We start from the raw sequence: 23,046 nt of genomic DNA, 5'->3' as shown, positions 1-23,046 counted from the left end.
GTCCTCAGCCTCAGGCGGCTTGCTGGCCCTTGCGGTCGAGATAGCGGGAGATTTCGGCGGCGATCGCTTGCGCGTCGGCGCCGACGCCGCCGATGAAATTGGAATCGCGCTTGCGCAGGAAGCGGAACCCAATCGCGTAGAGCCCGGGAACGCTGGTGACGCCGCCCTGATGCGCGAGCTCGCCGTCGGCGCCGAGCGCCAGCGGCTCCAGCCAACCGAACGACCGCTGATAGCCGGTCGCCCAGATGATCGTGCGGATCGATCCGTCCGTCAGCGAGAGTTGCCGGCGGCGGAGCGAAGGCACCGCCACCGGTTCGGGCCGGCCTGGTCGCGCGTCGCCGGCAAAGCGGTCTATCTCGGCGAGCAGGCGGGCCTGCTTCGCTTCCGCCGCCGCGATCTGCGCCGCAAGATCGTCGGCGAAGGCGATCTCGCGATCGGCAATGCCGCGCACGCGCCCGGTCAGCTCGACGCCCAGCGTCTGCAGGGTGGCGAGGTCGACATCGGCCCTGTCCGGCCGCCCGGCGAGCTGCAGCGAAGGCTGGCGCCTGGCGCTCTCCGGATTGGCGAGATCTTGCGGGCGCTGCGCCATGAAGCCCATCTGGCAGAGCCAGAAGAAGATGTCCTTGCCGCGCCACAGCCTCGGCAGGCGCGTATGCTTGCCGACCGATAGCGTCACGCGCCGGCCGGTCCGCGCCAGCTCGTCGGCGATCTGCACGCCGGAGGAGGAGGCGCCGACGATCAGCACCCCGCCGGGGGGCAGTTCGCCGGGGGAACGATATTGCGAGGTGTGGAGGGAGAGCGGCCCGGCCCTGGTGTCGGACGCGAAAGGGATCATGGGCCGGTCGCAATGACCGGTGGCCACCACGACGGCTTTGGCCGACCAGGCGCCGGCGCTGGTATCGAGCACGAAGCCGTTGCCGGTTCGCCTGCAGGAAAGAACCTCGACGCCGCATTCGATCGGTGCCTGCCAGCGCCCCGCATAGGCCTCCAGGGTCTCGACAAAGGCGGCCTTGCCCATGAAGCCGTCGGGATCGTCGCCCCCATAGGGCGAACCGGGCAGCGCATTCAGCCAGTTCGGCGTGAGGAGCCGGAGCGAGCGCCAGCTCTGCGACCGCCAGCGTTCGCCGATGCGGCCGCGCTCGAGCACGGCATGCTCGATATCGGCTTGGCCGAGGCAATGGCTGAGCGCAAGGCCGGCCTGGCCCCCGCCGACGATGACGACGTCAGCCCGTTTCATGGTTCTTTCCGATGGCGTTGAGGGAGACGGCCGTGTGCGAACCGTCTCCCATAGGGTCATTGGAGTGTCGGCGTCACTGGATGGTCTTGATCCCGACCGTGACCGGCACGCCCTTGGTCAGCACGTCGAAGACGGCAGAGCGGGCGCGGGCCTGTTCGATGAGCTGGGTGAGCTTCTCGGCCGGCGCGTCGCCATCGACCTCGAACGATACCTGGATGTTCTGGAAGCCGTTGCGCACTTCGTCGGAGATGCCGAGGATGCCGCGCAGGTCGATGTCGCCGTCGACAGAGCACTTGACCCGGGTGAGCTTGATGCCGCGCGCGGCGGCAATGTTGGCGACGCCCGACATCAGGCAGCTCGCCAGCGCATGCAGCAGCCATTCGACCGGGGTCGGCGCATTGTCGGCGCCGCACAGGATCGCCGGATGATCGCTGTCGGCGTAATAGGGCTTCTCATGCTTCTGCTCCTGGCCGGCACCGAAGAAGCCATGCATGACGCTCTTGCTGTGCGTGCCCTCGATCCATTCGTTGTGGGCGCGAAACTGGAACTTCGCCAGCTCCGGCTGGCCCGCCACGAAATTGATCGTCGCCATGAGGTTCGGCGTGTCGACGCCGTTGAGCGGAAGTCTTGCAGGCTTGGTGTTGGCAGGTTTGGTGTTGGGTTGCATTTTCTCTACTCCCAAGATTGTTTGCGGCTTGGTTGCCGTGACGCTTTTCTTTGGCGGAAGAGCGTGTGAACGAGAGTGGGTGCGAGCGTGGAATTTTTGGTATGCGCACCGTGGAAATTGCATCGGACGTTTCGTCTCGCACGCGCGCCCGCGGCCGGAATCCAACGCCGGGAAGGCCGGTCGACGGGGCAGAGCCAAACGCGAAAACCCCGGCGATACCGGGGCTTCTGATCGGCCTTCAAGCTGTTCCGGCTACCGAATGCTTCAGTCGCTCATCCCATCCGTGTCGGAGCGCGCAAGGCGGATCGAGGTGCAGTACTCGATCTGCGAGCGGCTGATGCCGAGATCCTTGAGCAGATGGTCCGGCATCGCCTGCAGCGCGGCGCGTTCGCTGCGCATCTTCATGGCGCGATAGGCCAGGCGCGCGGCGCGGCCGACGAAGCCGAACAGGCTGAAGTCGGCGCTGCGGGTTTCGTTGGTTGTTCGAGCCAAAGTCGTCATTGTCGTCTCCATTGTTCGTTGGCGGTCAATGGGGACGATGAGGCATGAGCGAGGGAGCGAGCGTTGGAGCCCGCGTCGAAATTGCCGTGGAATCGTCGAGGGCAGGTAATCTCCCCCCTCGAGGAGGGAGATTAGCAGCTCATTGGACTTCGCCCGGCACAACCCCATATTGAATCCAAGGAGCTTTGAGCGTGAGACTCGCGCGGGTGGCCCTTTTGGCAGCGGCCTTCGTGGCCGCCCTTCTTTTTCCCTTCTCCTCGGCCGGAACGGCCGCGGAGAGGGTTGCTGTCAGCATCGCGATCGACGGCGCCATCGGTCCGGCGAGCTCGCGCCAGTTGAAGGAGGCGCTCAAGGCCGCGGCCGAGCGCAACGCCGCCGTCCTCATCCTGCAGCTCGACACGCCGGGCGGGCTGGTCACCTCGATGCGTGAGATGATCGCCGACATCTTGGCCTCTCCGGTTCCCGTCATCGGCTATGTCGCGCCGGCCGGCGGCCATGCGGCCAGCGCCGGAACCTATATCCTCTACTCCACCCATGTCGCGGCGATGGCCCCCGGCACCAATCTGGGGGCCGCGACGCCGGTCGAGATCGGCGGGCTGCCCTCGCTTCCCGGCGGAGAGAAGGACAACAAGGGCACCGGGCAGCCATCCGCCGACCCAATGATGGCCAAGGTGACCAATGACGCGGTGGCTCTCATCCGCTCGCTCGCTGAGCTGCGCGGGCGCAATGGCGACTGGGGCGAGAAGGCCGTGCGCGAGGCGGCAAGCCTTTCGGCAAGTGCGGCGCTGCAGCAACATGTCATCGACTTCGTCGCCCGCGACACCACCGAGCTGCTGCAACTGGCCGATGGCCGCACCGTCGACGTGGCCGGCAAGAAGGAGGTGCTGGCGACAAAGGGCCTGACCGTCGAGACGCTGGACCCCGGCTGGTTCATCCGGCTTCTCGCCGTCATCACCGATCCGAACGTCGCCGTTCTCCTGATGCTGATTGGCTTCTACGGCATCGTCTTCGAGGTCACGAGCCCAGGCGCGGTGGCGCCGGGCGTCATCGGCGCCATCTGCCTCGTGCTCGCCCTCTATGCGCTCGATCTGCTGCCGATCAACTACACCGGGCTCGCCCTTATGCTGCTCGGCGTCGCCTTTCTCATCATCGAGGCCTTCAATCCGACGGTCTTGCTGGGGCTCGGCGGCGCGACCGCCTTCCTGCTCGGCGCAGCCATGCTGCTCAAGGTCGAGGGGCCGGGCTTCGCCATATCGTGGGCGATCATCGGTCCTGCCGCGGCGCTGACGCTGGCGCTCGCGCTGCTTGCCGGCAGCTATCTCTGGGCGGCGCGGCGCAATCCGCCGCGCATCGGCGGCGAGGCCATGCGCGGTCTGCCCGTGGAGATTCTCGACTGGCAAGGCGGCGAGGGCCATGTGCTGGCGCTCGGCGAACGCTGGCGGGCGAAGGCCGACGAACCGATCGCGCCGGGAGATCGCGCGGAGGTGACCGCCGTCGGCGACCTCGTGCTGACGGTGCGGCGGCGCGGTGCCGGAAACGACGGGGCGGGAAACAACGGGCGGGAATCTACGGGGGCAGGAAACGACGGAGCTAAACAATGACAGTCGCCTATGTCGGCTATCTGATCCTCGCGCTGCTGGTGATCATGTTCCTGTCGGCGGCCATCCGTATCCTCAGGGAATATGAGCGCGGCGTGGTCTTCACGCTCGGCCGCTTCACCGGGGTCAAGGGACCGGGCCTCATCATCCTCGTTCCCTTCATCCAGCAGATGGTGCGGGTGGACCTGCGTGTGGTGGTGCAGGACGTGCCGCCGCAGGACGTCATCTCGCGCGACAACGTCTCGGTGAAGGTCAACGCGGTGCTCTATTTCCGCATCGTCGACGCCGAGCGCGCGATCATCCAGGTCGAGGATTTCATGACCGCCACCAACCAGCTGGCGCAGACCACGCTGCGCTCGGTGCTCGGCAAGCACGAGCTCGACGAGATGCTGGCCGAGCGCGACAGGCTCAACAGTGACATCCAGGAGATCCTCGACCAGCGCACCGACGCCTGGGGCATCAAGGTCTCCAATGTCGAGATCAAGCACGTCGACCTGAACGAGAGCATGATCCGCGCCATCGCCAAGCAGGCCGAGGCGGAGCGGCTGCGGCGCGCCAAGGTGATCAACGCCGATGGCGAGCAGCAGGCCGCGGCCAAGCTTGTCGAGGCGGGCAAGATGCTGGCCGAAGAGCCACAGGCCATGCAGCTGCGCTATTTCGAGGCGCTGCACGACATCGCCGGCGAGCGCTCTTCGACGGTGGTGTTCCCGCTGCCGATGGATTTGCTCAGGCAGTTCCTGAAGGGGGAGGGGAAGTGAGGCGCGGCCCTTCTTCGTCCACAAGGGGAGAAGGGGGAGCGTTGCACCGCCGCCACGGCGGCTCCGGCGCGAAGCGCTTGCCGATCCAGTCGGCGAAGGCGCGGGTCTTGGCGGCCTGGCCCTTGGCCGAGGGCATGACGACATAGACCGCGCCCTCGTCGGCGAGCGTCCAGTCTTCCAGGACCGGCACCAGCCGCCCGTCGGCGAGCTCGCGTCCGACCAGCCAGTCGGTGCTCATCATCAGACCGACGCCCTGCACCGCCGCCTCGACCAGTACCTCGGCATCATCGCTGACCAGCGGCCCCGAAACCTCGGCGCGCATGCGCCGGCCCTCGCGGTCGGTCATCTCCCAGGCCGGAAAGGTCTGGAAGCCGGTGAAGCCGAGGCAGGAATGTTGAAGCAGCGCCTGCGGCGTTTCCGGCCTGCCCCTTCGGGCGAGGTAGGAGGGCGCGGCGCAGAGCAGCCGGCGCCGCGTCGCCACCTTGCGTGCCACCAGGCGCGAATCCTCCAGGCTGCCCAGCCGGACGGCAGCGTCGAAATTCTCGGCGACGAGATCGGCGAAGCGGTTGGAGAACTCGGCCTCGATACGGACATCGGGGAACTCCGCGAGGAACTGCGGCAAGAGCGGCCCGATCCACATGCGCCCGAATGTGCCGGGCAGCGCAAGCCTGAGCAGGCCGCGCGGCCCGCCGGCTGCATGCGCCGACGCGGCCGCCTCGGCCTCGTCGACCGAGGCGAGGACGGCGCGCACCCGCGGCAGGAATTCCGCTCCGGCCTCGGTCAGCGACACGCTGCGCGTCGTACGGTGGAGCAGCCTGACGCCGAGCCGCTCCTCCAGCGATTGCAGGCGGCGCGAAAGGATGGTGGCGTCGCGTCCGACCCGCGCGGCTGCCCTGGTGAAGGAGCGCGCCTCGGCGATGGCCGCGAAGGCCGCCATTTCCGAAAGGGCCGCCGGTTCGTGGGATTGCTGCATGGGGCGCAATACTCAAATGTAAAGATCAAGGATTATCGAGAAATAGCGCAGCAGATAGGTTTACTCAACCCGCCAAACGGCAACCCACGGAGTAAACCATGAAAGCCATCGAACTGAGCCAACCCAGGCTGGACGCCTTCCGCGCCACCAATGTCGCCACGCCCGAACTGCAGCGCGGCGAGGTGCTGATCCGCCAGCGCGCTGCAAGCCTGAATTTCGTCGATGTCGCTGTGGCGAGCGGCAACTATCCGGGGCCGAGCTTCCCGCTTATTCCGGTCGCCGACGGTGCCGGCGAGATCGTCGCGCTCGGCGAGGGCGTTACCCGCTTCGCCGTCGGCGACCGCGTCGTTGCCCATGCCAAGCCGCGCTGGATCGGCGGCCGGCCGCGTCCTTACGAGATGACGCAGATGCGCGGCATCTCGCTGCCCGGATCGCTCGCCGAATATGTCGCGCTGCCGGCCAATTCGGTCGTGCCGGTTCCGGCGCATCTCTCCTTCGAGGCCGCGGCGACGCTACCGATCGCCGGCACCACCGCCTGGAACGCGCTCCGCGCCGCCGATGTCGGGCCGGGCTCGGTGGTCGTGCTGCTCGGTACCGGCGGCGTCTCGATCTTCACGCTGCAGCTCGCCAAGGCGGCCGGGGCCACCGTCATCATCACTTCGTCTTCGGACGAGAAGCTGGAGCGGGCCAAGGCGCTCGGCGCCGATCACCTGATCAACTACCGCGCGACGCCGGACTGGGACGGCAAGGTGCTGGAACTGACCGACGGCCTCGGCGCCGACCTCGTCGTCGAGACCGGCGGCACCGCCACCTTCGCGCGCGCCGTCAACGCCACCGCACCGGGCGGCACGCTGTTCACCATCGGCTTCGTCACCGGCGCCGAGGCGACCGTCAACCTGCTGCCGATCATCATCAAGGCGCTGAAGGTGGTTGGCAACAACACCGGATCGGTCTCGGACCTGCGCGACGCCGCCCGCGCCATCGGCGCCGCGGGGATCGAGCCGGTCGTCGACAAGGTGTTTTCACAGAACGAAGCCACCGAGGCTTATACCCACATGGCCGCCGGCGGCCTGCATTTCGGGAAATTGGTGTTCGGGCTGGAGTGGTAGGGGAAGCGCCGTCGGAGATCGGCGGCTCAATCCGTTTCGCCGCCCGAGCCCTTGCCGCACTCGGCCAGCACCTTGCCGATCGCCGCGCCGGAGCCTTCCAGCGAAAAGCTCGCTTCGCCATATTTGGCAGCACCGACCGTCGCCTCGCCCTTGCCCCGCAGCAGGGCGAGCAGCGGGTCGGCGGGGCCGGAAAGCTCGGCCGTGAAGTAGTTGTACATCGCTTCCAGGTCGAGCTTCCGCGTCACGGTCTTGCCGCTGGCCTTGAAGGTGAAGGAGGCGTTGATGCCGGGCTCGAGTTGCCCGCCCGCAGCACCGAGATCATAGCTCAGGACCGGCTTGGCAAAGCAGGTCAGCATCAGATGCGCATCGCCCTTCGGCCCGCCGCAGACCGAAGCCGTCATCACGCTGCCGCCTTCATCCTCCTCCACCTTGGCGGACCACGCGCAGGTTGCGGCATGGGCGGGGATGGTGGTTGCAAGCGCCAGGATGAGTGTCGGTAACGCGGTTTTCATGGTCCTTCCCTCTGCAATAGGGCGATCATACCGAGATCAGCGAAAGCGCGCGAGCGCCAATCTCCCCCACTTGGGCTGAGATTACGCGCACCTTCGCCGCCGCTTGCCGCCGGCCGCAGCTGCTCCACTTATCCACCGACGATTGCATGCGGAGACGACGCAATGACCGACGACGAGGCTTCGATCCGCCGGGTGGTCGAGACCTGGATGGCTGCGAGCCGCAAGGGCGATCTGGAGACCGTGCTTGGCCTGATGGCGGACGATGTCGTCTTTATGGTTCCCGGTAAGGAACCCTTCGGCAAGGAAGCCTTCGCCGCTGCCTCCAAAGGCATGGGCGAGACGAAGATCGACGGCGTCAGCGAGATCGTCGAGCTCAAGCTGCTCGGCGACTGGGCCTATATCCGCAACCGCATCGAGATGACGGCGACGCCGCCGGGCGGCGAAGCCGTGCGGCGGTCGGGCTACACGCTGACGATTTTGCGAAAGGAAGGCGACGGGCGCTGGCGGTTGGCAAGGGATGCGAATTTGCTGGCGCCGAAGGTGTAGGGGCGCCGTCGCCGGAACTGCCAATCTCCCCCTTGCGGGGAGATGTCCGGCAGGACAGAGGGGGGTGTGAAGGAAACGCAGACCTTGAGGATCAACACTCTAGCGCAGTCGCTGAGGTAGTGCCGGGGATCGGCTGAGATGATGGCGGGACAGCACCCCCTCTGCCTTGCCAGGCATCTCCCCCGCAAAGGGGGGAGATTAAGCGCTCCGCCAACCGCACCACCCTCAGATCAACTTCTCCAGCGTAATCGGCAAATCCCTTACCCGCTTGCCCGTCGCATGGAACACCGCGTTGGCAATCGCGGGCGCCACGCCGACGATGCCGAGCTCTCCCACGCCCTTGCCGCCGAGCGCGGAAGAATGCGGGTCGGGGATGCCGACCGAGATCGTCTGGATATCGGGGATGTCGGCATTGGTCGGCAGCATATAGTCGGCGAGGTTGCCGTTGACGATGCGGCCGTGGCGGCGGTCGACGATGCCTTCTTCCAGGAGCGCCTGGCCAATGCCCATGATGATGCCGCCCTTCCACTGGCTTTCGGCCAGCTTCGGGTTGTAGAGCCGGCCGGAATCCAGCGCCGACACCACGCGCGAGACACGCACCGTGCCGAAATCCTCGTCAACGCGCACCTCGACGAAATGCGCGCACCAGGAATGGCGCGAATAGTCGCCCTCGGTGTGCGGCAGCGCCATGGCGATGGTGGTGTAGTTGTTGTAGCGCTGCTCCGGCGTGAAGTTGGCCGGAACGGTGTCGCCCTTGGCCTCGATCCGCTCGCGGCCAAGCGTTTCCATCAGCTCGGCGATCGTGAGCTCCGGCCCTTCGCCGCGCGGCGAGGCGATGCGGCCGTCTCTCACCTGCAGGGTGTTCGCCTGCAGCTTCTGGAAGGGCGAGCGCGGATCGGAGAGCGCCAGCCCGACCAGTTCGTCGAGTGCCTGGCCGGCCGCCTTGTAGACGGCGCCGGTCATGACGCCGGCAAGCCGCGAGCCGCCGGTGACGCCCGCACGGGCGAAGTGGGAATCCCCCAGCCTCACCAAGACCTGCTCCACTGGCACGCCGAGCGTCTCGGCGGCAGTCTGGGCGAGGATCGTGTAGGTGCCCTGACCCATGTCGATGGAGGAGCTTTCGACCTCGACCGAACCGTCGGCGAGGATTCTTACAACCGCCTCCCCATGGGCGCGCCGCACCGGATAGGTGCCGGCAGCTATACCCCAGCCGATGAGTTGGTGGCCGTCGCGCATCGAGCGCGGCGCGGGCGAACGCTTCGCCCAGCCGAAGGCCTCGGCGCCGGCAGCGAAGGCTTCGCGCAGCTGTCGTGTCGACCACTGCTTCTTCGCTTCCGGATCCTGTTCGGCATAGTTGATCAGCCGCATCTCCAGCGGATCCAGCCCAAGCTCATAAGCAAGCTCGTCGATGGCGCATTCGATGCCGAAGGCGCTCGGGTTCTCGCCTGGCGCGCGTTTTGCCCCCGGCACCACCGTGTTCACCCGCACCACATTCTGCTTCGAGGAGAAATTGGGCGTCGCGTACATGATCGAGGTGACCGAGCCGAGCGGCTCGACCCACATGCCGTCGACCGCAGTCTCGTTGACGCCGCGATGGACGATCGACTGGATCTTGCCGTCTCTGTCGGCGCCGATTGCCACCGTCTGGCGGGTGGCGGCGCGGCCGCCATAGGAGGTGAAATTCTGCGGGCGGTTGAGCACCAGCTTCACTGGCTGTCCGAGCATCTTTGCCGCTGCCGCCGCCACCGCGCTATGCGCGAGCGCCAGCGCCTTCGAACCGAAGCCGCCGCCGATATAGGGCGAGACCAGCCGCACATTCTCGAACGGCACGCCGAACCATTCGGCATAGGTGCGCGCCATGCCGTCTAGCCACTGGCTGGGCTCCCAGATGGTGAGCTGGTCGCCTTCCCAGCGCGCGATCAGCCCATGCGGCTCCATCGCCGCCTGGAACTCGCGTGGCGTGTTGTAGGCCACGCAGACGCGCACCGGGGCTTCGGCAAAGGCACCTTCAGCGTCGCCCCATTCCTTGGTCATGGCGTCGATCGGGATGCCGTCGCCGGCCTTGCCATCGCTCAAATCGACGATGGCCGGCGTCTCGTCATAGCTGACCTTGACCAGCGCTGCCGCCGCCACCGCCTGCTCGAAGGTCTCGGCCACCACCGCCGCGACATGCTGGCCGGAATAGGTGACCTCGCGGGCCAAAGGGCAATAGGTTTCAGCGGATGGCGGTCTGCCGAACCAGTCCGATGCGCCCTTCAACTCCATGATGGTGTCGGGGGTCAGCACTGCGAGCACACCGGGCGCGGTCTCGGCCGCGCGCGTGTCGATTTCTGTGACCTTGCCGGCGGCGATGGTCGCGCCGACCAGCACGGCATGCGTCAGCCCTTCGAGCTGCTGCTCGACTGCGTAATGGGCGGCGCCGGTGATCTTGGCGGGGCCGTCGACGCGCGACAGCCTTCCACCGACCGCTTCCAGGCGGGCGCTGTCCGACGCTGCGTGTTTCATGCCATGAACGGTCATGCCGTCTCTCCCAATTTGAGGATGGCGCGCGCGATGACGCGCGGCGCCAATGCGATCTTGTAGTGGTTGGCGCCATGGTCGACGGCGCCCTCCATGGCGAGCTCGCTCGCCTTGCGCACGGTCGCTTCGTCGAGCGGCTTGCCCTTCAGCGCCTCTTCGACTTCGCGTGCCCGCCACGGCTTCGTCGCGACGCCGCCGAGCGCGACGCGGATGTCGCGGATGGTGCGGCCGTCGGCTTCGAGCTCCAGCCCGACCGCGGCGCTCGCCGCGGCGAATTCATAGGACTGGCGGTCGCGGATCTTCAGATAAGTCGAGCGCCGCGCGGCGGCCGAGCCCGGGATCTCTATTCCCGTGATCACCTCGCCGGGGCGGATGTCGTGCTCCTGCTCGGCCGTTGCGCCGGGGGCGAGGAAGAAGTCCTCGACCTTCAGCCGCCGCTCGCCGAGATCGACCTCGGCGTCGAAGGCGACGAGCGCTATTGCCAGGTCGCCTGGATAGGTGGCGATGCAGGCCTCACTGGTGCCGAGCACCGCATGGCCGCGCGTCACGCCGCCGATCGCCGAGCAGCCGCTGCCCGGCGCACGCTTGTTGCAGGCCGGGAAGTTGTGCGGATCGCGGAAATAGGGGCAGCGCGTGCGCTGCATCAGGTTGCCGCCGATGGTCGCCATGTTGCGAAGCTGCGCCGAGGCTGCCTGCCAGAGCGCTTCCGACACCACCGGAAAGTAGCTCTTTATCTCGGCGCTGTCGGCGACATGGCTCATCTTGGCCAGCGCGCCGATGACGGCGCGGTCCGAGTCGACATCGATGGCGTTCAGCCCCTCGATATGGCTGATGTCGATGACGGTCGAGGGCTCGGCGACGCCGCATTTGGCGAGGTCGACCAGCGTCGTGCCGCCGGCAAGCAGCACGGCGCCGGGAAGGGCGGCCGCATTGCGCGCGGCCTCGACGCTGTCGGCGCGGAGGTAGGAAAAATCTCTCATGAGCGGAGCTCCCTGGCTGCCTGGCGGACGGCGGCGACGATGTGCGGATAGGCACCACAGCGGCACAGATTGCCGGCCATGTATTCGCGGATCTCCTCGTCGGAGCCGGCATGGCCTTCGCGGATGCAGGCCACCGCCGACATGATCTGGCCCGGCGTGCAATAGCCGCACTGGAAGGCGTCCTGTTCGAGGAAGGCGGCCTGCACGGTATGAAGCGTGCCGTCCTCATCGGCCAGCCCCTCGATGGTGGTGATCTCGCGTCCCTCGACCTGCGCTGCCAGCGTCAGGCACGCGAGCACGCGTTCGCCATCGACATGCACGGTGCAGGCGCCGCACTGGCCCTGGTCGCAGCCTTTCTTTGTGCCGGTGAGCGCGAGCCGGTCGCGCAGCGCGTCGAGCAGGGTGACGCGCGGCTCGAGGTCGAGCGCATGGGTCTCGCCGTTGATGGTGAGATGGAGGGACAGGGTGGTCGGGCTGGGCGGGTTGGTTGAGCCGCTGGCGGCATCGTCATTCCTGAAATGGCCGTCTTCGGGAGGATCGATGATGGGCTGGCCTGTGTGGATTTGACTTGTCATGGGGCGTCGGGCTCCGATTGCTGGACGCTAGGCGGATGGAAATGGGGCTTGGAGGGAGAGGGGCAAGGCGTGGAAGCTGCTAATCTCCCCCCTTGAGGGGGAGATGTCCGGCAGGACAGAAGGGGTCGTCTCACGTAGAGCGCCGGCGCGGTCTGTCGTCGCGCAAGGCGCTGGCGCTTCACGCGCAACGACCCCCTCTGTCGCCTTCGGCGACATCTCCCCCTCGAGGGGGAGATTTGGCGCTCAACACGTGACATACCGCTTCCCCTGATTATATGATAAAGGTGCTCCACTAAAACGGAGGCGCCTCCGTTTGTTTACTTGGGGGCTGGGCCGCCTTGGTTCAACCCCCATATTGCGAGAGTGGAGAAAAAACTGACTGAACAGCCGCCAGAGACCGCCGAAAAGCCTGAGGCGCCGGTACAGAAGCCGCTGCGCGCCGACGCGCAGCGCAACCGCGACAAGCTCGTCGAGGTGGCGGCGCAGGCTTTCGCGGCCGACGGCGTCGATGCCTCGCTGGAGGAGATTGCGAAACGGGCAGGGGTCGGCATCGGCACGCTCTACCGGCATTTCCCGACGCGTGAGCACCTGGTCGAGGTGGTCTATCGCCGCGAGGTGGAAGGGCTCTGCCAGGCGGCGGAGGAGCTCGCGCACGATCATCCGGCCGACGTCGCGCTGGAACTCTGGATGCAGCGCTTCGTGGACTATATCGCCACCAAGCGCGGCCTGGCCACAAGCCTTCGCATCCTGCTCACCACCAACTCGACGCTGTTCTCCGACACGTCCGGACGCGTCTCGGGCGCTATGCGAAGCCTGGTCGAGGCGGCCGCCGCTTCCGGAAAAATCCGCGCCGACGTCGACGCCTCGGATGTGATGCATGCGCTCGGCGGCATCTACTCCGCCCCCAACACGCCCGACTGGCGCGAGCGCTCGGGACGGCTGGTGAAGCTGTTGATGGATGGGCTGAGGTTCGGGGCGAGGGGGTAGCGCCTCTCCTTCTCCCCTTGTGGGAGAAGGTGTCGCCGAAGGCGACGGATGAGGGGTGTTCCAGCGGAATGAGACGCTGGCGTTCCATCCGTCTCGGCGCTGCGCGCCGATCCACCTTCTCCCACAAGGGGAGAAGGAATAAACCCTCAATGCTTGCGCTCGCCAAACCGCGAAACCGCCTCAATGAGCTGTCTGGTCTCGACGGGCTTCGACAGTCTTGGCGAATCCCGGAACTGCTCGGGAAAGATCGTGGAGCTGTCATAGCCGGTGAGGAAAACAAAAGGGACATCGCGCGTGGCGAGGTGCTCGGCGAGCGGGAAGCTGCGTTCGCCATGCAGGTTGACGTCGAGCACCGCCCCGTCCAGCTCGACGCCATCGATCTGCTCGAGCGCCTGTTTGACGGAGGGCGCGGGACCGACGACATCGCAGCCTGCATCGGTCAATTCGTCGGAGAGATCGAGCGCAACCAGGAACGAGTCCTCGACGACGAGGATCTTAAGGCCGGACAATGGGGCGCTCTTGTTCATTCGTGCCAGGCAACTGGTCGACGGTTTCCGTTTGGGACAAGGGAATCTCAAGCCGGCACTCCAGGCCGGCAGGTCTGAAGTTCAATTCGACACTTCCCCTCAATTCGTACTCTAAACTCTGCTGGATGAAAGTTGTTCCAAAATTCATGCGGGATGGCTTTTCTACCGCTGGACCGCCGATTTCCTTCCAGGTGACCGACAGCACGCCCGGCTTCGCGAAGCCCCAGGAGACTTCGACGCGCCCGGTATCGACGGAAAGCGCTCCGTATTTGGCGGCGTTGCTGGCAAGCTCGAAGAACACCATGCCGAGCGTCGCCGCCGTCACTCCATCGAGGTGGAGCGGCCGGCCGCGGACAACGAGGCTCTGGCGTTCGCTGCTGTAGGGAGAGAGCATCGCCCTGAGCAGCTGCTCGAGGTCGGCATCGCCCCAATTGTAGGACGACAGCACCTCATGCGTACGGGCCATCGCGTGCAGCCGATCCTGGAACGAGGTCGAGAATTCGCCCATCGAATTTGACGAGCGGATCATGCGCGAGGCCAGCGCCGTGATCGTGGCGAGGATGTTTTTTACGCGGTGCTGCAGTTCGTGCAGAAGCCTTTCCTGGCTGCGTTCCGCTTCCTTGTGGTTCGATATGTCGACCAGGGTCGCAATCGCGCCGCGCACCTTGCCGGATTCGTCGAACAGCGGATTGGCCGACATCATCACGTCGATGCTCGATCCGTCCGACCGTGCGATCCGCGCCTCATAGCCGGGGATGGCCTTGCCCGTTCGCATCGCCTTCTGCAGGGGCTGATCGCCCGTTGCCACTGCAGCGCCGTCGATCATCAGCGGCAGCCCGGCCGGCACCTGCGTCAGCTTGCCGTCCGTGGCGCGCCGTCCGGCGAGTTCCGTCGCGCGGCGGTTGGCGCGGATCGCCTCGCCGTTACCGTCTTCGGCGATGAAGATGCCCACCGGCACGAGGTCCAGCAGCGTTTCCAGGCTTTCGACACGGTTGCGCAGATCATGCGAGAGCGCGCCGATCCTTTCCTCCGCCCGCGCGATCTGTGTGACGTCGACGAAGGTGACGACGACGCCGGCGATGACATTGTCGACCGTGCGGTAGGGCAGCACGCGCATGATGTAGCGCTTGCTGTTCTCGGCGCCCTCGATCTGCCGCTCGATCGTGCCGAGCCTATGCAGCACATGTTCCATGTCGGCCTGCAGCCCGTCGGCGGGGAAACGCGGGCGCACATGCGCGAGCGGCCGGCCGACATCGCTCTCGACCAGCCTGAACAGGTCGCGCGCAGTCGGCGTGAAGCTCTTGATGCAGAGGTCGCGGTCGAGGAACACGGTGGCGATCTGCGTGCTTTCGAGCAGGTTCGCCATGTCGTTGTTGGCGCGGCTGAGCTCGTCGACGCGGATGTTGAGCTCGGCATTGACGGTCTGCAGTTCCTCGTTGATCGACTGCAGCTCTTCCTTGGAGGTTTCCAGCTCTTCGTTGGAGGACTGCAGTTCCTCGTTGATCGAGGACAGTTCCTCGTTCGAGGATTTCAGCTCCTCGTTGGAGGATTCGAGCTCCTCCGTCGTGATCTGCAGCCGCTCCCTGGTTTCTCTCAGCTCCTTTTCGAGCTGGCTGACATTGGCGCTTTCGACATCGTCGGTGGTGTGGACCGGCTCGTCCTCGGCCTCCGGCTTGATGCCGCCGATGTCGCGGAAGACCAGCATGTAGAGCGGGTCGGGCGAGCCGTCGGGCGGCAGCGGCTGCACGGCCAGGCTGATCGTCTGGCGCCCGCCATTGGTGCCGATGCTGATCTTGTTCTGGACCGCCACCTGTCCGGTGCTGACCGCCTTGTGGAGCGCCGCCCGCAAATCCATGCGCAGCCCGCGGCGCGCCATGGAAAAGACGTTGTGGTCGGGGGCGCCTGCGGCGAGCTCCAGATATTTGCCCGTGCCTCCCGAACTGTGCATCAGTTCGCCGTCGGCGTTGATGATGACATAGGCGGGCGCATAGCGCTCGACGAGAACGCGTTCCGCAACTTCCCGCAAGGTACTCGCCGGCGCCCCCCGGCGCGCAAGCGGGAGCGCCGGCCTGGCCGCGGCCGCCAGCGGGAATTCCGGCAGCCGCTGCATGGCGACTCCGCTTCGCTTCTGGAAGATGCGGCTCGCCTTGTCGACGGTCGAGAACAGGCGCCCGTGGCGCGTGACGTTCTCCGAGGAGCCGAGGAACAGATAGCCGTTGTTGCGCAGCGCGTAATGGAAGATCGGGACGATCTTCTCCTGCAGCTCCGGTCCCATGTAGATCAAAAGGTTCCGGCAGGCGATCAGGTCGAGCTTGGAAAAGGGCGGATCGCGCAACAGATTATGCGCCGAGAACAGGCAGATTTCCCGCAGGTCGGAGGCGATACGATAGGTGCCGTCCTCGCGCGAAAAGAACTCCTTGAGGCGCTTGGGCGTCACATCGGTCGCGATCGTCGCCGGATAGCGGCCGGCGCGGGCCACTTCCAGGGCGCGCTCGTCGATGTCGGTGGCGAAGATCTGCAGGTTGGGCGAGGCGGCACCGCGCGGCGCGTTCTCCTTCAGGAGCATGGCGATCGAATAGGCTTCCTCGCCGGTGGCGCAGCCCGGCACCCAGACCCTGATCGTCTCGTCAGGCTTGCGGTCCTCGAAAAGCTTGGGAATGACGAAGCGTTCGAGCGCCTCGAAGGCCTGCGGGTCGCGGAAGAAGCTGGTCACGCCGATCAGCAGGTCCTGGAACAGAAGGTCCACCTGCTGCGGCTCGTCGCGCAGCCGCTCGTAGAAGGCGGCCGGCTCGTCGATCTGAAGCACCTGCATGCGGCGCTGGATACGCCGCAGGATGGTGTTGTCCTTGTAGCCGCTGAAATCATGGCCGGTGCGTGTGCGAAGCAGCGCCGCGATGCGCGAAAGCTGTTCCGCCACGTCGCGCTTGCGCCGGTCGCGCTCGCTTTCGGTACGGTTGGCGTGGCTGAAATAGCCGACCAGCTTCGCGGCCATTTGTTCCGCGGGAAGCACCATGTCGATCATGCCGCTCTGGACGGCGCTGCGCATCATGCCGTCATATTCGGCGCTCTCCTGGGCCAGCGTCAGCCCGCCGCGCTCCTTGATTGCCCTCAGCCCGATGGTGCCGTCGCTGCCCGTTCCGGAAAGGATTATCCCGGCCGCATTCTCAGCCTGGTCGTGCGCCAGCGAGGCGAAGAAATCGTCGATCGGCGTTCGTCTGGCACGCATGGTGGTCATCTTGGCTACGTGAAAACGCTGCCCTTCGACTGTCACCGAGACGCCCGGAGGGGTGACGTAGATGTGGTCGGGCTCGATCTCCAGCCCCTCGGCCGCAGTTTTCGTTTCGATTGCGGTGCAGCGCTGAATGATGCTTGCGAGCACGCTTTCGTGCTCGGCGTCGAGATGCTGGATCACCACATAGGCAAAGCCGCTGTCGGCTGGAACTTCCGGAAAGAGTGTCTGCAGCGCCGCGATACCACCAGCCGACGCGCCGATGCCGATGATGGGGAAGGGCGCGGGCTGTTCCCCGGCCTCGCGCGAACTAGCCCTTGCCTTCCTTGTGCTTGCTTTCCTCGTCGACCGAGCCATTGCCTGTTACCTGAACCCGTCTGCTTTCGAGGATGCTCTCGATGAGAGCCGCATCCGCTTCATATTCCGTAGCTCGCCTGCCGAATTCGGCGGCGAGTTCGGAGCGATCCCTCGTATTCTCCCGCTCGGCCATGCGCCGGGCAAATCCTGCCCGTTGCTGGTGCGATCGCAGCAAGCTCCACAATATCTCGTCCGCCTCTATCGCCTGCGCCTCCATCACCGCGTCGGCGGTGAAGGCGTGTCCCGTATGGCACCGATAGCGCAGCATGTCACCGTCTTCGATCTCCCACAACGGCCCGTGGCATTCCGGGCATGTAAAGACCGAAAGTTCGCCTAATCGATCTTCCTCTTGCATGGTCGAATGCTCCTGTGCGGCGATGGCCGCTTCCAACCGGACGGCGGGCGGCGCGGCGAAGGATTCGCCGGCCGGCTCGGCGGTCAGCTTCGCCAGCAGGCCACCAAGCTTGGCCGCTGGCAGGCAATGGTCGACTTCGACGTAACGCAGCGCGCTTTCCACCATCGAGGGCACCAACGTGTCCTTCGGGTGTTGCACGATCGCGAGCCCGCCGACGGCCTTGATCGCCCTCAGGCCGGCTGTGCCGTCGGAAAGCGAGCCCGAAAGCAGCACGCCGATGACACTCGCGCCGTAGCTCAGCGCCGCCGAGCGGAACAGTGGGTCTATCGCCGGCCGGGCGAGGTTTTCGCGCGGTCCGCGCCGCAGCATCATGTGGTCGCCATGCAGGAGAAGATGGAAGCCGGGCGGCGCCACATAGATGTTGCCGGTTTTGAACTTCGCACCGTTCTTGGCCACCGAGGTTTTGAGCGTGGCCACGCGGGCGAGGATTGCCGGCAGGTAGCTGACCTGCCCGACATGCAGCACGACGAACACGGCCGCCGGCAGGTCGGCGGGCAGGTCGCTCACGATCTGCTTCAGGGGCTCCACCCCGCCAGCCGATGCCCCGATGACGATGACGAAGCGGTTGCGTGCCTCTTGCCTCGCGCTTGTCGCGTTCTCGCTGCCAGGTGAGATTCGGTTTCGATCGTAGGCCATGGCACTCCGTCGGGTCGCGCCCCAGCCCTCAGTCATAAGTCGGCCAGGGGCGACTAGGTTCCATGGCGCGGCGCCGAAGCTGCCGATCTCCCCTTCGACATCATCGACTCGCATTACTGAAACCGCAGCCTAGATAGAGCGGGGCCAACCCACCGTGCAGAAGGAACCACACATGCCTGAACAGCTGACATTGAACGACGGCTCAAAAATCCCTCAGATCGGGCTCGGCGTGTGGCAGGTCGATCCGGATATCACGTCACAAGTCGTGCGCTGGGGGATCGAGGCCGGCTACCGCCTGATCGACACCGCCGAGGGCTACCGAAACGAGGAGGGCGTGGGCGAGGCGATCCGCGCCGCAGGCGTGCCGAGGGCTGAGCTGTTCATCACCTCGAAGCTGCGCAATGGCGGCCACCAGCGCGATGCGGCGCTTCGCTCCTTCGACGACACGATGCAAAAGCTCGGCATCGACCAGATCGACCTCTTCCTCATCCATTGGCCGGTGCCCAGCCAGAACAACTATGTCGAGGCGTGGAAGACGCTGGTCGAGCTCAAGCAGGCCGGCCGCATCAAGTCGGTCGGCGTGTCCAACTTCAACCAGGACCATCTGGAGCGCATCATCGGCGAAACCGGCGTCACGCCCGCCGTCAATCAGATCGAGCTGCATCCGCGCTTCCAGCAGCGCGACAAGCGCGAGTTCCATGCCAAGCACGGCATCAGGATCGAAAGCTGGAGCCCGTTGGGCAGCGGCCGGCTGCTCGCCGACCCGACGCTTGAGGGGATCGCGAAGAAGCATGGCAAGTCGGTGGCGCAGGTCATCATCCGCTGGCATCTGCAGCAAGGGCTGGTCGTGATCCCGAAGTCGATCCACCGGGACCGCATCGCCGCCAATTTCGACGTCTTCGATTTCGAGCTGGATGGGGGCGACATGGAGACCATCCGCGGCATGGACTCTGTCGACGGACGCACGGGGCCGAATCCGGTCACGGCGGCGTTCTTGTTCTGAAGGTTGAAGCTGCCGATCTCTCCTTGCGGGGAGATGCCCTGGACGGCAGAGGTGGGCGCTGTCCCGCCGATCCGTCCGTGCCAGGATGGTCACGCGCCAGCGCTTGTGGGCGTCGCTGTAACCGAAAAGAACTGAAGCGCCCCCGGCAGGCCACTCGCTTTCATCTCGCCATGTTCCTCGAATGTCAGGCCGGAGCCGGCGATCAGGTCGCGCACCGTCCGCGATGCGATGATATCGCCCGGCCGAGCAAGATCCAGCAGGCGCGACGAGACCTCGATGGCGATGCCGGAGAAATCCTCGCCGCGCGCCTCGCACTCGCCAATGTGAACCGCAGCGCGAAGATCGATGCCAGATGTCTTCAACCTGTCGCCGATCGCGATCCCGCACTGGATCGATCGCGTCGGTCTCTGGAAAACGGCAAGCAGCCTGCCGCCTGAACGCCTGATCTCCTTGCCGTCGAACAGCAGCAACTCGTCCCGGATCGCATCCGCGCATCGGTCGATTGCCCTTTCGTTGGCGGCTTCGATCCCGATTGCCAGAACCGTGAGCAGCAGGCGCTGACTTGGGACCGGGGGCAGGGCGGCGGTAACGAAGCTCCGGATCTCGTCGACCAGGCGGTCGCAGTCCTCGCCCCAGATTACGTGGTCTCTGCCTGCCAGCTCGAGATATTTGGCGCCCTCGATATGCGTTGCAAGATAGCGTCCTTCCTCTGGTTTTATCCAACGATCGCCTGTCCTGTGCACCACAAGCGTCGGAACATGGATGGCCGGCAGGATGTCGCGCACATCGATCTCAGTGGCCCAGCGCCAGAGGGCGACCGCGTCGGCCGGCGAGGCCGAATTTCTGAGATAGGCGGCGAACCACTCCCGCTCGACCACGTTCTCGGTCAGGCTGGGCGCTGCGTTGCTCATGTCGGCAGCCATCCCCCACTCTCTTTCGACGGTATCAACATCCTGCTGCACCTGCTCGACCGTTCTCGCCCAGGGATAATCCATGGCCCAGCCGCCCCTGGCATAGGTGCCGTTGAGAACCAGCGCGGCTGTTCGATCGGGATAGGTGGCGGCGAAAAGCATGCACATTGGGCCGCCCTCCGAACTGCCGAACAGCACCGTGCGTGTGGAGCCCACAGCGTCCAGCACAGCCCGGACGTCTTCCATGCGCATTTCCAGCGTCGGCAGGCCGACACCGCGGTCGGACAAACCGGTGCCGCGCTTGTCGATGCGGATCAGGCGCGAGAAGGTGCCGAGCCGGTTAAGCACATGCGCAAAGCGCGGTGATCCCCAAGCAAGATCGAGATTGGAGACCCAGCCCGGCACATAGACGAGGTCGATCGGCCCGTCGCCGGTGACCTGATAGGCGATGTTGATCCCGGCCGATTTGACATAATGGGTCGGCGGGCGCGCGGGCTCGGAACCGGAGGCCGATGCCGGATGTGTAAGCCTGGAAGGCGATGCGCCGCGGCGCGCCCGCAGCTCGTCGTGCAAATTCCGTGTTTCCGGTTCAGGCATCAGCCGCAGATCGCGCTGCAGCGCGTCGCGGCAGAGCTCATATTGCTTCAGCGCGAGGTTGATCCGCCCCTGCGCGGCATAGCTTCGCATCAAGACGCGGTGGGCGTCCTCGCGCAGCGGTTCCATCGCCAGCAGGCGAGTGGCCGCGCGTATGGAAGAGGCGGGATCGTTCGCGGCCGTGTAATGGATGATGAGTCTGTCCAGCGCAGCGACGGCCATCGTCCTCAGGCGCTCGCGCTCGACCCGCAGCCAGTCCTCGAACGGCTCTTCCCTCAGGCCAAGCCCGTCAAGCAGGTCACCGCGGTAAACGGCCAAAGCCCGCTCCAGATCTTGGGGCGCGGAGCTTGTTGATAGCGCCTCGAACCGCGCGACGTCGAAGTCGAAATCGTCGAGATGGAGCGCAATGCTCGTGCCCTCGGTCACGAAGCGCCCGCCACCCGAGACGCTCATCGCCTTCCTGATGGCCGACACGGCCTGCCGGAGGCTCATGCGGGCCTGCGCCTCGCCGGTCACGCCCCAGAGGAGCGCAGCGAGTTTCTCGCGGGACTGGGGATGCCCCGCCTGCAGCGCGAGATACGCTACCATTGCGCGCGCCTTGCGGCTGAACACGGGAGCTGCCGCCCCCACGCCGGCAAAGTCGAAACCACCCAGCAGATGAAGATGCGGCCCCGTCATCGGATTCCGCCCCAGCCACGCTTCCAGGCAATTCTTTCGCTTAGTCGGTGCCAATTCAACCGCGATCTGTCCGACGCAGTCTTTTTCACGATTTGATCACGCTGCCTTCTCGAGCCTCGTCACGGCCGTGGCGGACAGTTGCAGGGATGTAAAACGCGGGAGAACCCCCATGCTGCCCCCAGGCCCGGCCGACTGGCCCTTCCGGCAAGACGACGACCCTTTCCGGCGCCAAGACACTGCACCTGCAACCCTTCGCCACGACATCTCCCTGGCGCAGTACCTAGAACGGCAGCGAGCATGCCAGGCGACCCCACCAATGCTCGACCCTATAGGAGGAATGCGCAGGCTCCTCGTGCTGGCCGTGTCGGCGCTGGCTGCGCTGTTTCGCCAGCGTGCTAGAAGATCGGCGTCGCCGCTCCGACCTTAAAAGCCTGGCCTTTCTGCTCTACGGCGCCCCCTCTGTCCTCCTGGACAGGGGGCGCGAAAGGACGCGAACCTCGCCTTGGAAATCGAATAGCCCCTGGCTACTTTGTCTTCGCCGACACACCCCAGGGAGCCGCCCATTCCGAAACCCACCTTCCTCGAAATAGCCCGCCGCGCCGGCGTCGGCACGGCGACGGTCGAGCGCGTGCTGAACGGCAGGGGCGGGGTGCGGCCCGAGACCGTCGAGAAGGTTGTCGCCGCGGCGCGTTCGCTCGACTATCCGCGCCGGCTGCCGGAGGCGCATCGCGGCGTCATCCGCATCGAGGTGATCCTGGTCAGGCCGGACGCGACCTTCTTCGCCCGCCTGTCCCGCGCGTTCGAACGCATCGCCGCAACGCTTGACCGCACGATCGCCGTCCACCGCACCTTTCTCGACGAGGCCAATCCGGCGGCGATCGCCAAGCGCATCCTCGAACCGGAGATGCGCCGCGCGGCCCTCATCCTCGCCGTGCCCGACCATCCGCTGGTGAGCGCAGCACTCGCGAAACTCGAAGCGGAAAAAATTCCGACGGTGCAGATCGTCACCCAGATCTCCGGCACCAAAAGCACCTATGTCGGCATCGACAACTATGCCGCCGGACGCATGGCCGGGCTGTTGATGGCGCGCATGCAGCGCCAACCGGGCAAGGTTGTCGCCATCTGCCACAGCCAGATCTACCGCGTCCACCGCGACCGCGTGCGCGGCTTCTTCGACTACCTGATCGAACAGGGGCGAGACTTCGAGCCCGTCGCCACACTCTTCGGTTTCGACGACGGCGACCGCAATGCCGAGCAACTGCATGAGGCGTTTGTGCGCTGGCCGGACCTTGCCGGCCTCTACAATGCCGGCGGGGCCAAACACCGCGCTGAACGAGGTGCTGCGCCGTCACCCGCGCGGTCGCGACATCTTCTTCGTCGGCCACGAGCTCACCGAACGCAGCACGCGCGGCTTGCGTGAAGCCACGATGGATGTCGTGCTCGACCAGGCGCCGGAAGCGCAGGCGCGCCGCGCCATCGACTTGGTGCTGGCCGCGCTCAACCTGCACGATCTGCCGGTCGACAATCCGCCGATCCGCTTCATCACCTTCACCGCCGAGAACCTTTGATCTGATTTGATCAAGGTAGCGCGAGCCTTCGCGGCAATCGCGGTGCTAACTCAACCGCGAACGGGAGACGATCGGCGCAAGCATTCTCCCCCTCATCCGGCCGCTGCGCGGCCACCTTCTCCCGAGGGGAGAAGAGGGCCGGCACCGACGCAGGCTGGCTCCTCT

At 65.9% G+C, this 23,046-nt stretch carries 18 protein-coding genes and 1 pseudogene; 7 read left to right on the top strand and 12 right to left on the bottom strand.

The window, feature by feature from the left end; translation table 11 throughout:
* Positions 1-10 precede the first annotated feature (10 nt).
* From EJ071_RS28520 to EJ071_RS28510, 3 genes are all read right to left on the bottom strand, one after another.
* Positions 11-1,237: an NAD(P)/FAD-dependent oxidoreductase gene (locus tag EJ071_RS28520; protein ID WP_126100834.1), complete on the bottom strand. Its 1,227-nt coding sequence runs from the start codon at positions 1,235-1,237 to the stop codon at positions 11-13.
* Between the two features lie 73 nt (positions 1,238-1,310).
* Entirely contained in the window at positions 1,311-1,904 is a 594-nt protein-coding gene (locus tag EJ071_RS28515; protein WP_126100833.1) for an OsmC family protein, read from the bottom strand.
* A gap of 264 nt (positions 1,905-2,168) precedes the next feature.
* The gene (locus EJ071_RS28510; protein WP_126100832.1) at positions 2,169-2,405 is read right to left on the bottom strand and encodes a DUF1127 domain-containing protein; all 237 of its coding nucleotides are present in this window, start codon (positions 2,403-2,405) and stop codon (positions 2,169-2,171) included.
* A 191-nt stretch (positions 2,406-2,596) separates the two neighbouring features.
* Between EJ071_RS28510 and EJ071_RS28505 the strand changes: the two genes are divergently transcribed.
* Both EJ071_RS28505 and EJ071_RS28500 read left to right on the top strand, forming a co-directional pair.
* Positions 2,597-4,006, top strand: a complete 1,410-nt coding sequence (locus tag EJ071_RS28505; protein ID WP_126100831.1) for a nodulation protein NfeD — start codon at positions 2,597-2,599, stop codon at positions 4,004-4,006.
* Positions 4,003-4,761: a slipin family protein gene (locus EJ071_RS28500; RefSeq protein WP_126100830.1), complete on the top strand. Its 759-nt coding sequence runs from the start codon at positions 4,003-4,005 to the stop codon at positions 4,759-4,761. The genes EJ071_RS28505 and EJ071_RS28500 overlap by 4 nt, the downstream gene beginning before the upstream one ends.
* Here EJ071_RS28500 and EJ071_RS28495 read toward each other — a convergent pair.
* Positions 4,730-5,734 (bottom strand): LysR family transcriptional regulator, encoded by a 1,005-nt coding sequence (locus tag EJ071_RS28495; protein ID WP_245460001.1) that lies wholly within the window; start codon positions 5,732-5,734, stop codon positions 4,730-4,732. The two genes, EJ071_RS28500 and EJ071_RS28495, sit on opposite strands and share 32 nt — an antisense overlap.
* Positions 5,735-5,832: 98 nt before the next feature.
* Here EJ071_RS28495 and EJ071_RS28490 point away from each other — a divergent pair, with 98 nt between their 5' ends.
* A complete protein-coding gene (locus EJ071_RS28490; RefSeq protein WP_126100829.1) occupies positions 5,833-6,843 on the top strand; it encodes an NAD(P)-dependent alcohol dehydrogenase in 1,011 nt (336 codons plus the stop codon).
* Positions 6,844-6,869: 26 nt separating this feature from the next.
* Here the strand turns inward: EJ071_RS28490 and EJ071_RS28485 are convergent, their stop codons facing one another.
* Complete coding sequence (locus EJ071_RS28485) at positions 6,870-7,355, bottom strand: hypothetical protein (RefSeq protein ID WP_245460000.1); 486 nt, start codon at positions 7,353-7,355, stop codon at positions 6,870-6,872.
* 162 nt (positions 7,356-7,517) lie between these two features.
* On the opposite strand from EJ071_RS28485, the gene EJ071_RS28480 reads away from it, so the two are divergent.
* A complete protein-coding gene (locus EJ071_RS28480) occupies positions 7,518-7,901 on the top strand; it encodes an SgcJ/EcaC family oxidoreductase (RefSeq protein WP_126100828.1) in 384 nt (127 codons plus the stop codon).
* Between the two features lie 225 nt (positions 7,902-8,126).
* Here the strand turns inward: EJ071_RS28480 and EJ071_RS28475 are convergent, their stop codons facing one another.
* The 3 genes from EJ071_RS28475 to EJ071_RS28465 are packed head-to-tail and all read right to left on the bottom strand — an operon-like array spanning position 8,127 to position 11,865.
* Complete coding sequence (locus tag EJ071_RS28475; protein WP_126100827.1) at positions 8,127-10,421, bottom strand: xanthine dehydrogenase family protein molybdopterin-binding subunit; 2,295 nt, start codon at positions 10,419-10,421, stop codon at positions 8,127-8,129.
* Complete coding sequence (locus EJ071_RS28470) at positions 10,418-11,401, bottom strand: xanthine dehydrogenase family protein subunit M (protein WP_126100826.1); 984 nt, start codon at positions 11,399-11,401, stop codon at positions 10,418-10,420. The genes EJ071_RS28475 and EJ071_RS28470 overlap by 4 nt, the downstream gene beginning before the upstream one ends.
* The gene (locus EJ071_RS28465) at positions 11,398-11,865 is read right to left on the bottom strand and encodes a (2Fe-2S)-binding protein (protein ID WP_245460360.1); all 468 of its coding nucleotides are present in this window, start codon (positions 11,863-11,865) and stop codon (positions 11,398-11,400) included. Before EJ071_RS28465 ends, EJ071_RS28470 begins: the two co-directional genes overlap by 4 nt.
* A 486-nt stretch (positions 11,866-12,351) precedes the next feature.
* Between EJ071_RS28465 and EJ071_RS28460 the strand changes: the two genes are divergently transcribed.
* Positions 12,352-12,963, top strand: a complete 612-nt coding sequence (locus tag EJ071_RS28460; RefSeq protein WP_126102755.1) for a TetR/AcrR family transcriptional regulator — start codon at positions 12,352-12,354, stop codon at positions 12,961-12,963.
* A 146-nt stretch (positions 12,964-13,109) separates the two neighbouring features.
* Here the strand turns inward: EJ071_RS28460 and EJ071_RS28455 are convergent, their stop codons facing one another.
* From EJ071_RS28455 to EJ071_RS28445, 3 genes are read right to left on the bottom strand one after another with little or no spacing between them, the layout of a single operon-like run.
* Positions 13,110-13,472 carry a response regulator gene (locus EJ071_RS28455; protein ID WP_245459999.1) on the bottom strand — a complete coding sequence of 121 codons (363 nt, stop codon included), beginning with the start codon at positions 13,470-13,472 and terminating at the stop codon, positions 13,110-13,112.
* On the bottom strand, positions 13,459-17,076 hold the full coding sequence (locus EJ071_RS28450; RefSeq protein ID WP_126100823.1) for a CheR family methyltransferase: 3,618 nt from the start codon (positions 17,074-17,076) through the stop codon (positions 13,459-13,461). Before EJ071_RS28450 ends, EJ071_RS28455 begins: the two co-directional genes overlap by 14 nt.
* Entirely contained in the window at positions 17,030-18,127 is a 1,098-nt protein-coding gene (locus EJ071_RS28445; RefSeq protein WP_126100822.1) for a chemotaxis protein CheB, read from the bottom strand. The genes EJ071_RS28450 and EJ071_RS28445 overlap by 47 nt, the downstream gene beginning before the upstream one ends.
* A 172-nt stretch (positions 18,128-18,299) precedes the next feature.
* Here EJ071_RS28445 and EJ071_RS28440 point away from each other — a divergent pair, with 172 nt between their 5' ends.
* Entirely contained in the window at positions 18,300-19,130 is an 831-nt protein-coding gene (locus EJ071_RS28440; protein ID WP_189521243.1) for an aldo/keto reductase, read from the top strand.
* Between the two features lie 89 nt (positions 19,131-19,219).
* Here the strand turns inward: EJ071_RS28440 and EJ071_RS28435 are convergent, their stop codons facing one another.
* Positions 19,220-21,313 carry an alpha/beta fold hydrolase gene (locus EJ071_RS28435; protein WP_126100820.1) on the bottom strand — a complete coding sequence of 698 codons (2,094 nt, stop codon included), beginning with the start codon at positions 21,311-21,313 and terminating at the stop codon, positions 19,220-19,222.
* A gap of 562 nt (positions 21,314-21,875) precedes the next feature.
* Here EJ071_RS28435 and EJ071_RS28430 point away from each other — a divergent pair.
* Positions 21,876-22,881, top strand: a pseudogene (locus tag EJ071_RS28430) (LacI family DNA-binding transcriptional regulator).
* The last annotated feature ends 165 nt before the right edge of the window (positions 22,882-23,046 follow it).

Origin of the sequence: Mesorhizobium sp. M1B.F.Ca.ET.045.04.1.1 (assembly GCF_003952465.1) — a bacterium.
Taxonomy (GTDB): Bacteria; Pseudomonadota; Alphaproteobacteria; order Rhizobiales; family Rhizobiaceae; genus Mesorhizobium; species Mesorhizobium shonense.
The sequence above is the reverse complement of the archived record's forward strand: the minus strand, read 5'-3'. Positions and strand labels throughout refer to the sequence as shown.

What these genes read in the sequence shown, in the direction of transcription:
- EJ071_RS28515 (WP_126100833.1), bottom strand. Translation starts at nt 1,904, where the DNA reads ATGCAACCCAACACCAAACCTGCCAACACCAAGCCTGCAAGACTTCCG.
- EJ071_RS28470 (WP_126100826.1), bottom strand. Translation starts at nt 11,401, where the DNA reads ATGAGAGATTTTTCCTACCTCCGCGCCGACAGCGTCGAGGCCGCGCGC.
- EJ071_RS28480 (WP_126100828.1), top strand. Translation starts at nt 7,518, where the DNA reads ATGACCGACGACGAGGCTTCGATCCGCCGGGTGGTCGAGACCTGGATG.
- EJ071_RS28495 (WP_245460001.1), bottom strand. Translation starts at nt 5,734, where the DNA reads ATGCAGCAATCCCACGAACCGGCGGCCCTTTCGGAAATGGCGGCCTTC.
- EJ071_RS28520 (WP_126100834.1), bottom strand. Translation starts at nt 1,237, where the DNA reads ATGAAACGGGCTGACGTCGTCATCGTCGGCGGGGGCCAGGCCGGCCTT.
- EJ071_RS28500 (WP_126100830.1), top strand. Translation starts at nt 4,003, where the DNA reads ATGACAGTCGCCTATGTCGGCTATCTGATCCTCGCGCTGCTGGTGATC.
- EJ071_RS28450 (WP_126100823.1), bottom strand. Translation starts at nt 17,076, where the DNA reads ATGGCTCGGTCGACGAGGAAAGCAAGCACAAGGAAGGCAAGGGCTAGT.
- EJ071_RS28510 (WP_126100832.1), bottom strand. Translation starts at nt 2,405, where the DNA reads ATGACGACTTTGGCTCGAACAACCAACGAAACCCGCAGCGCCGACTTC.
- EJ071_RS28440 (WP_189521243.1), top strand. Translation starts at nt 18,300, where the DNA reads ATGCCTGAACAGCTGACATTGAACGACGGCTCAAAAATCCCTCAGATC.
- EJ071_RS28435 (WP_126100820.1), bottom strand. Translation starts at nt 21,313, where the DNA reads ATGACGGGGCCGCATCTTCATCTGCTGGGTGGTTTCGACTTTGCCGGC.
- EJ071_RS28490 (WP_126100829.1), top strand. Translation starts at nt 5,833, where the DNA reads ATGAAAGCCATCGAACTGAGCCAACCCAGGCTGGACGCCTTCCGCGCC.
- EJ071_RS28475 (WP_126100827.1), bottom strand. Translation starts at nt 10,421, where the DNA reads ATGACCGTTCATGGCATGAAACACGCAGCGTCGGACAGCGCCCGCCTG.
- EJ071_RS28485 (WP_245460000.1), bottom strand. Translation starts at nt 7,355, where the DNA reads ATGAAAACCGCGTTACCGACACTCATCCTGGCGCTTGCAACCACCATC.
- EJ071_RS28445 (WP_126100822.1), bottom strand. Translation starts at nt 18,127, where the DNA reads ATGGCCTACGATCGAAACCGAATCTCACCTGGCAGCGAGAACGCGACA.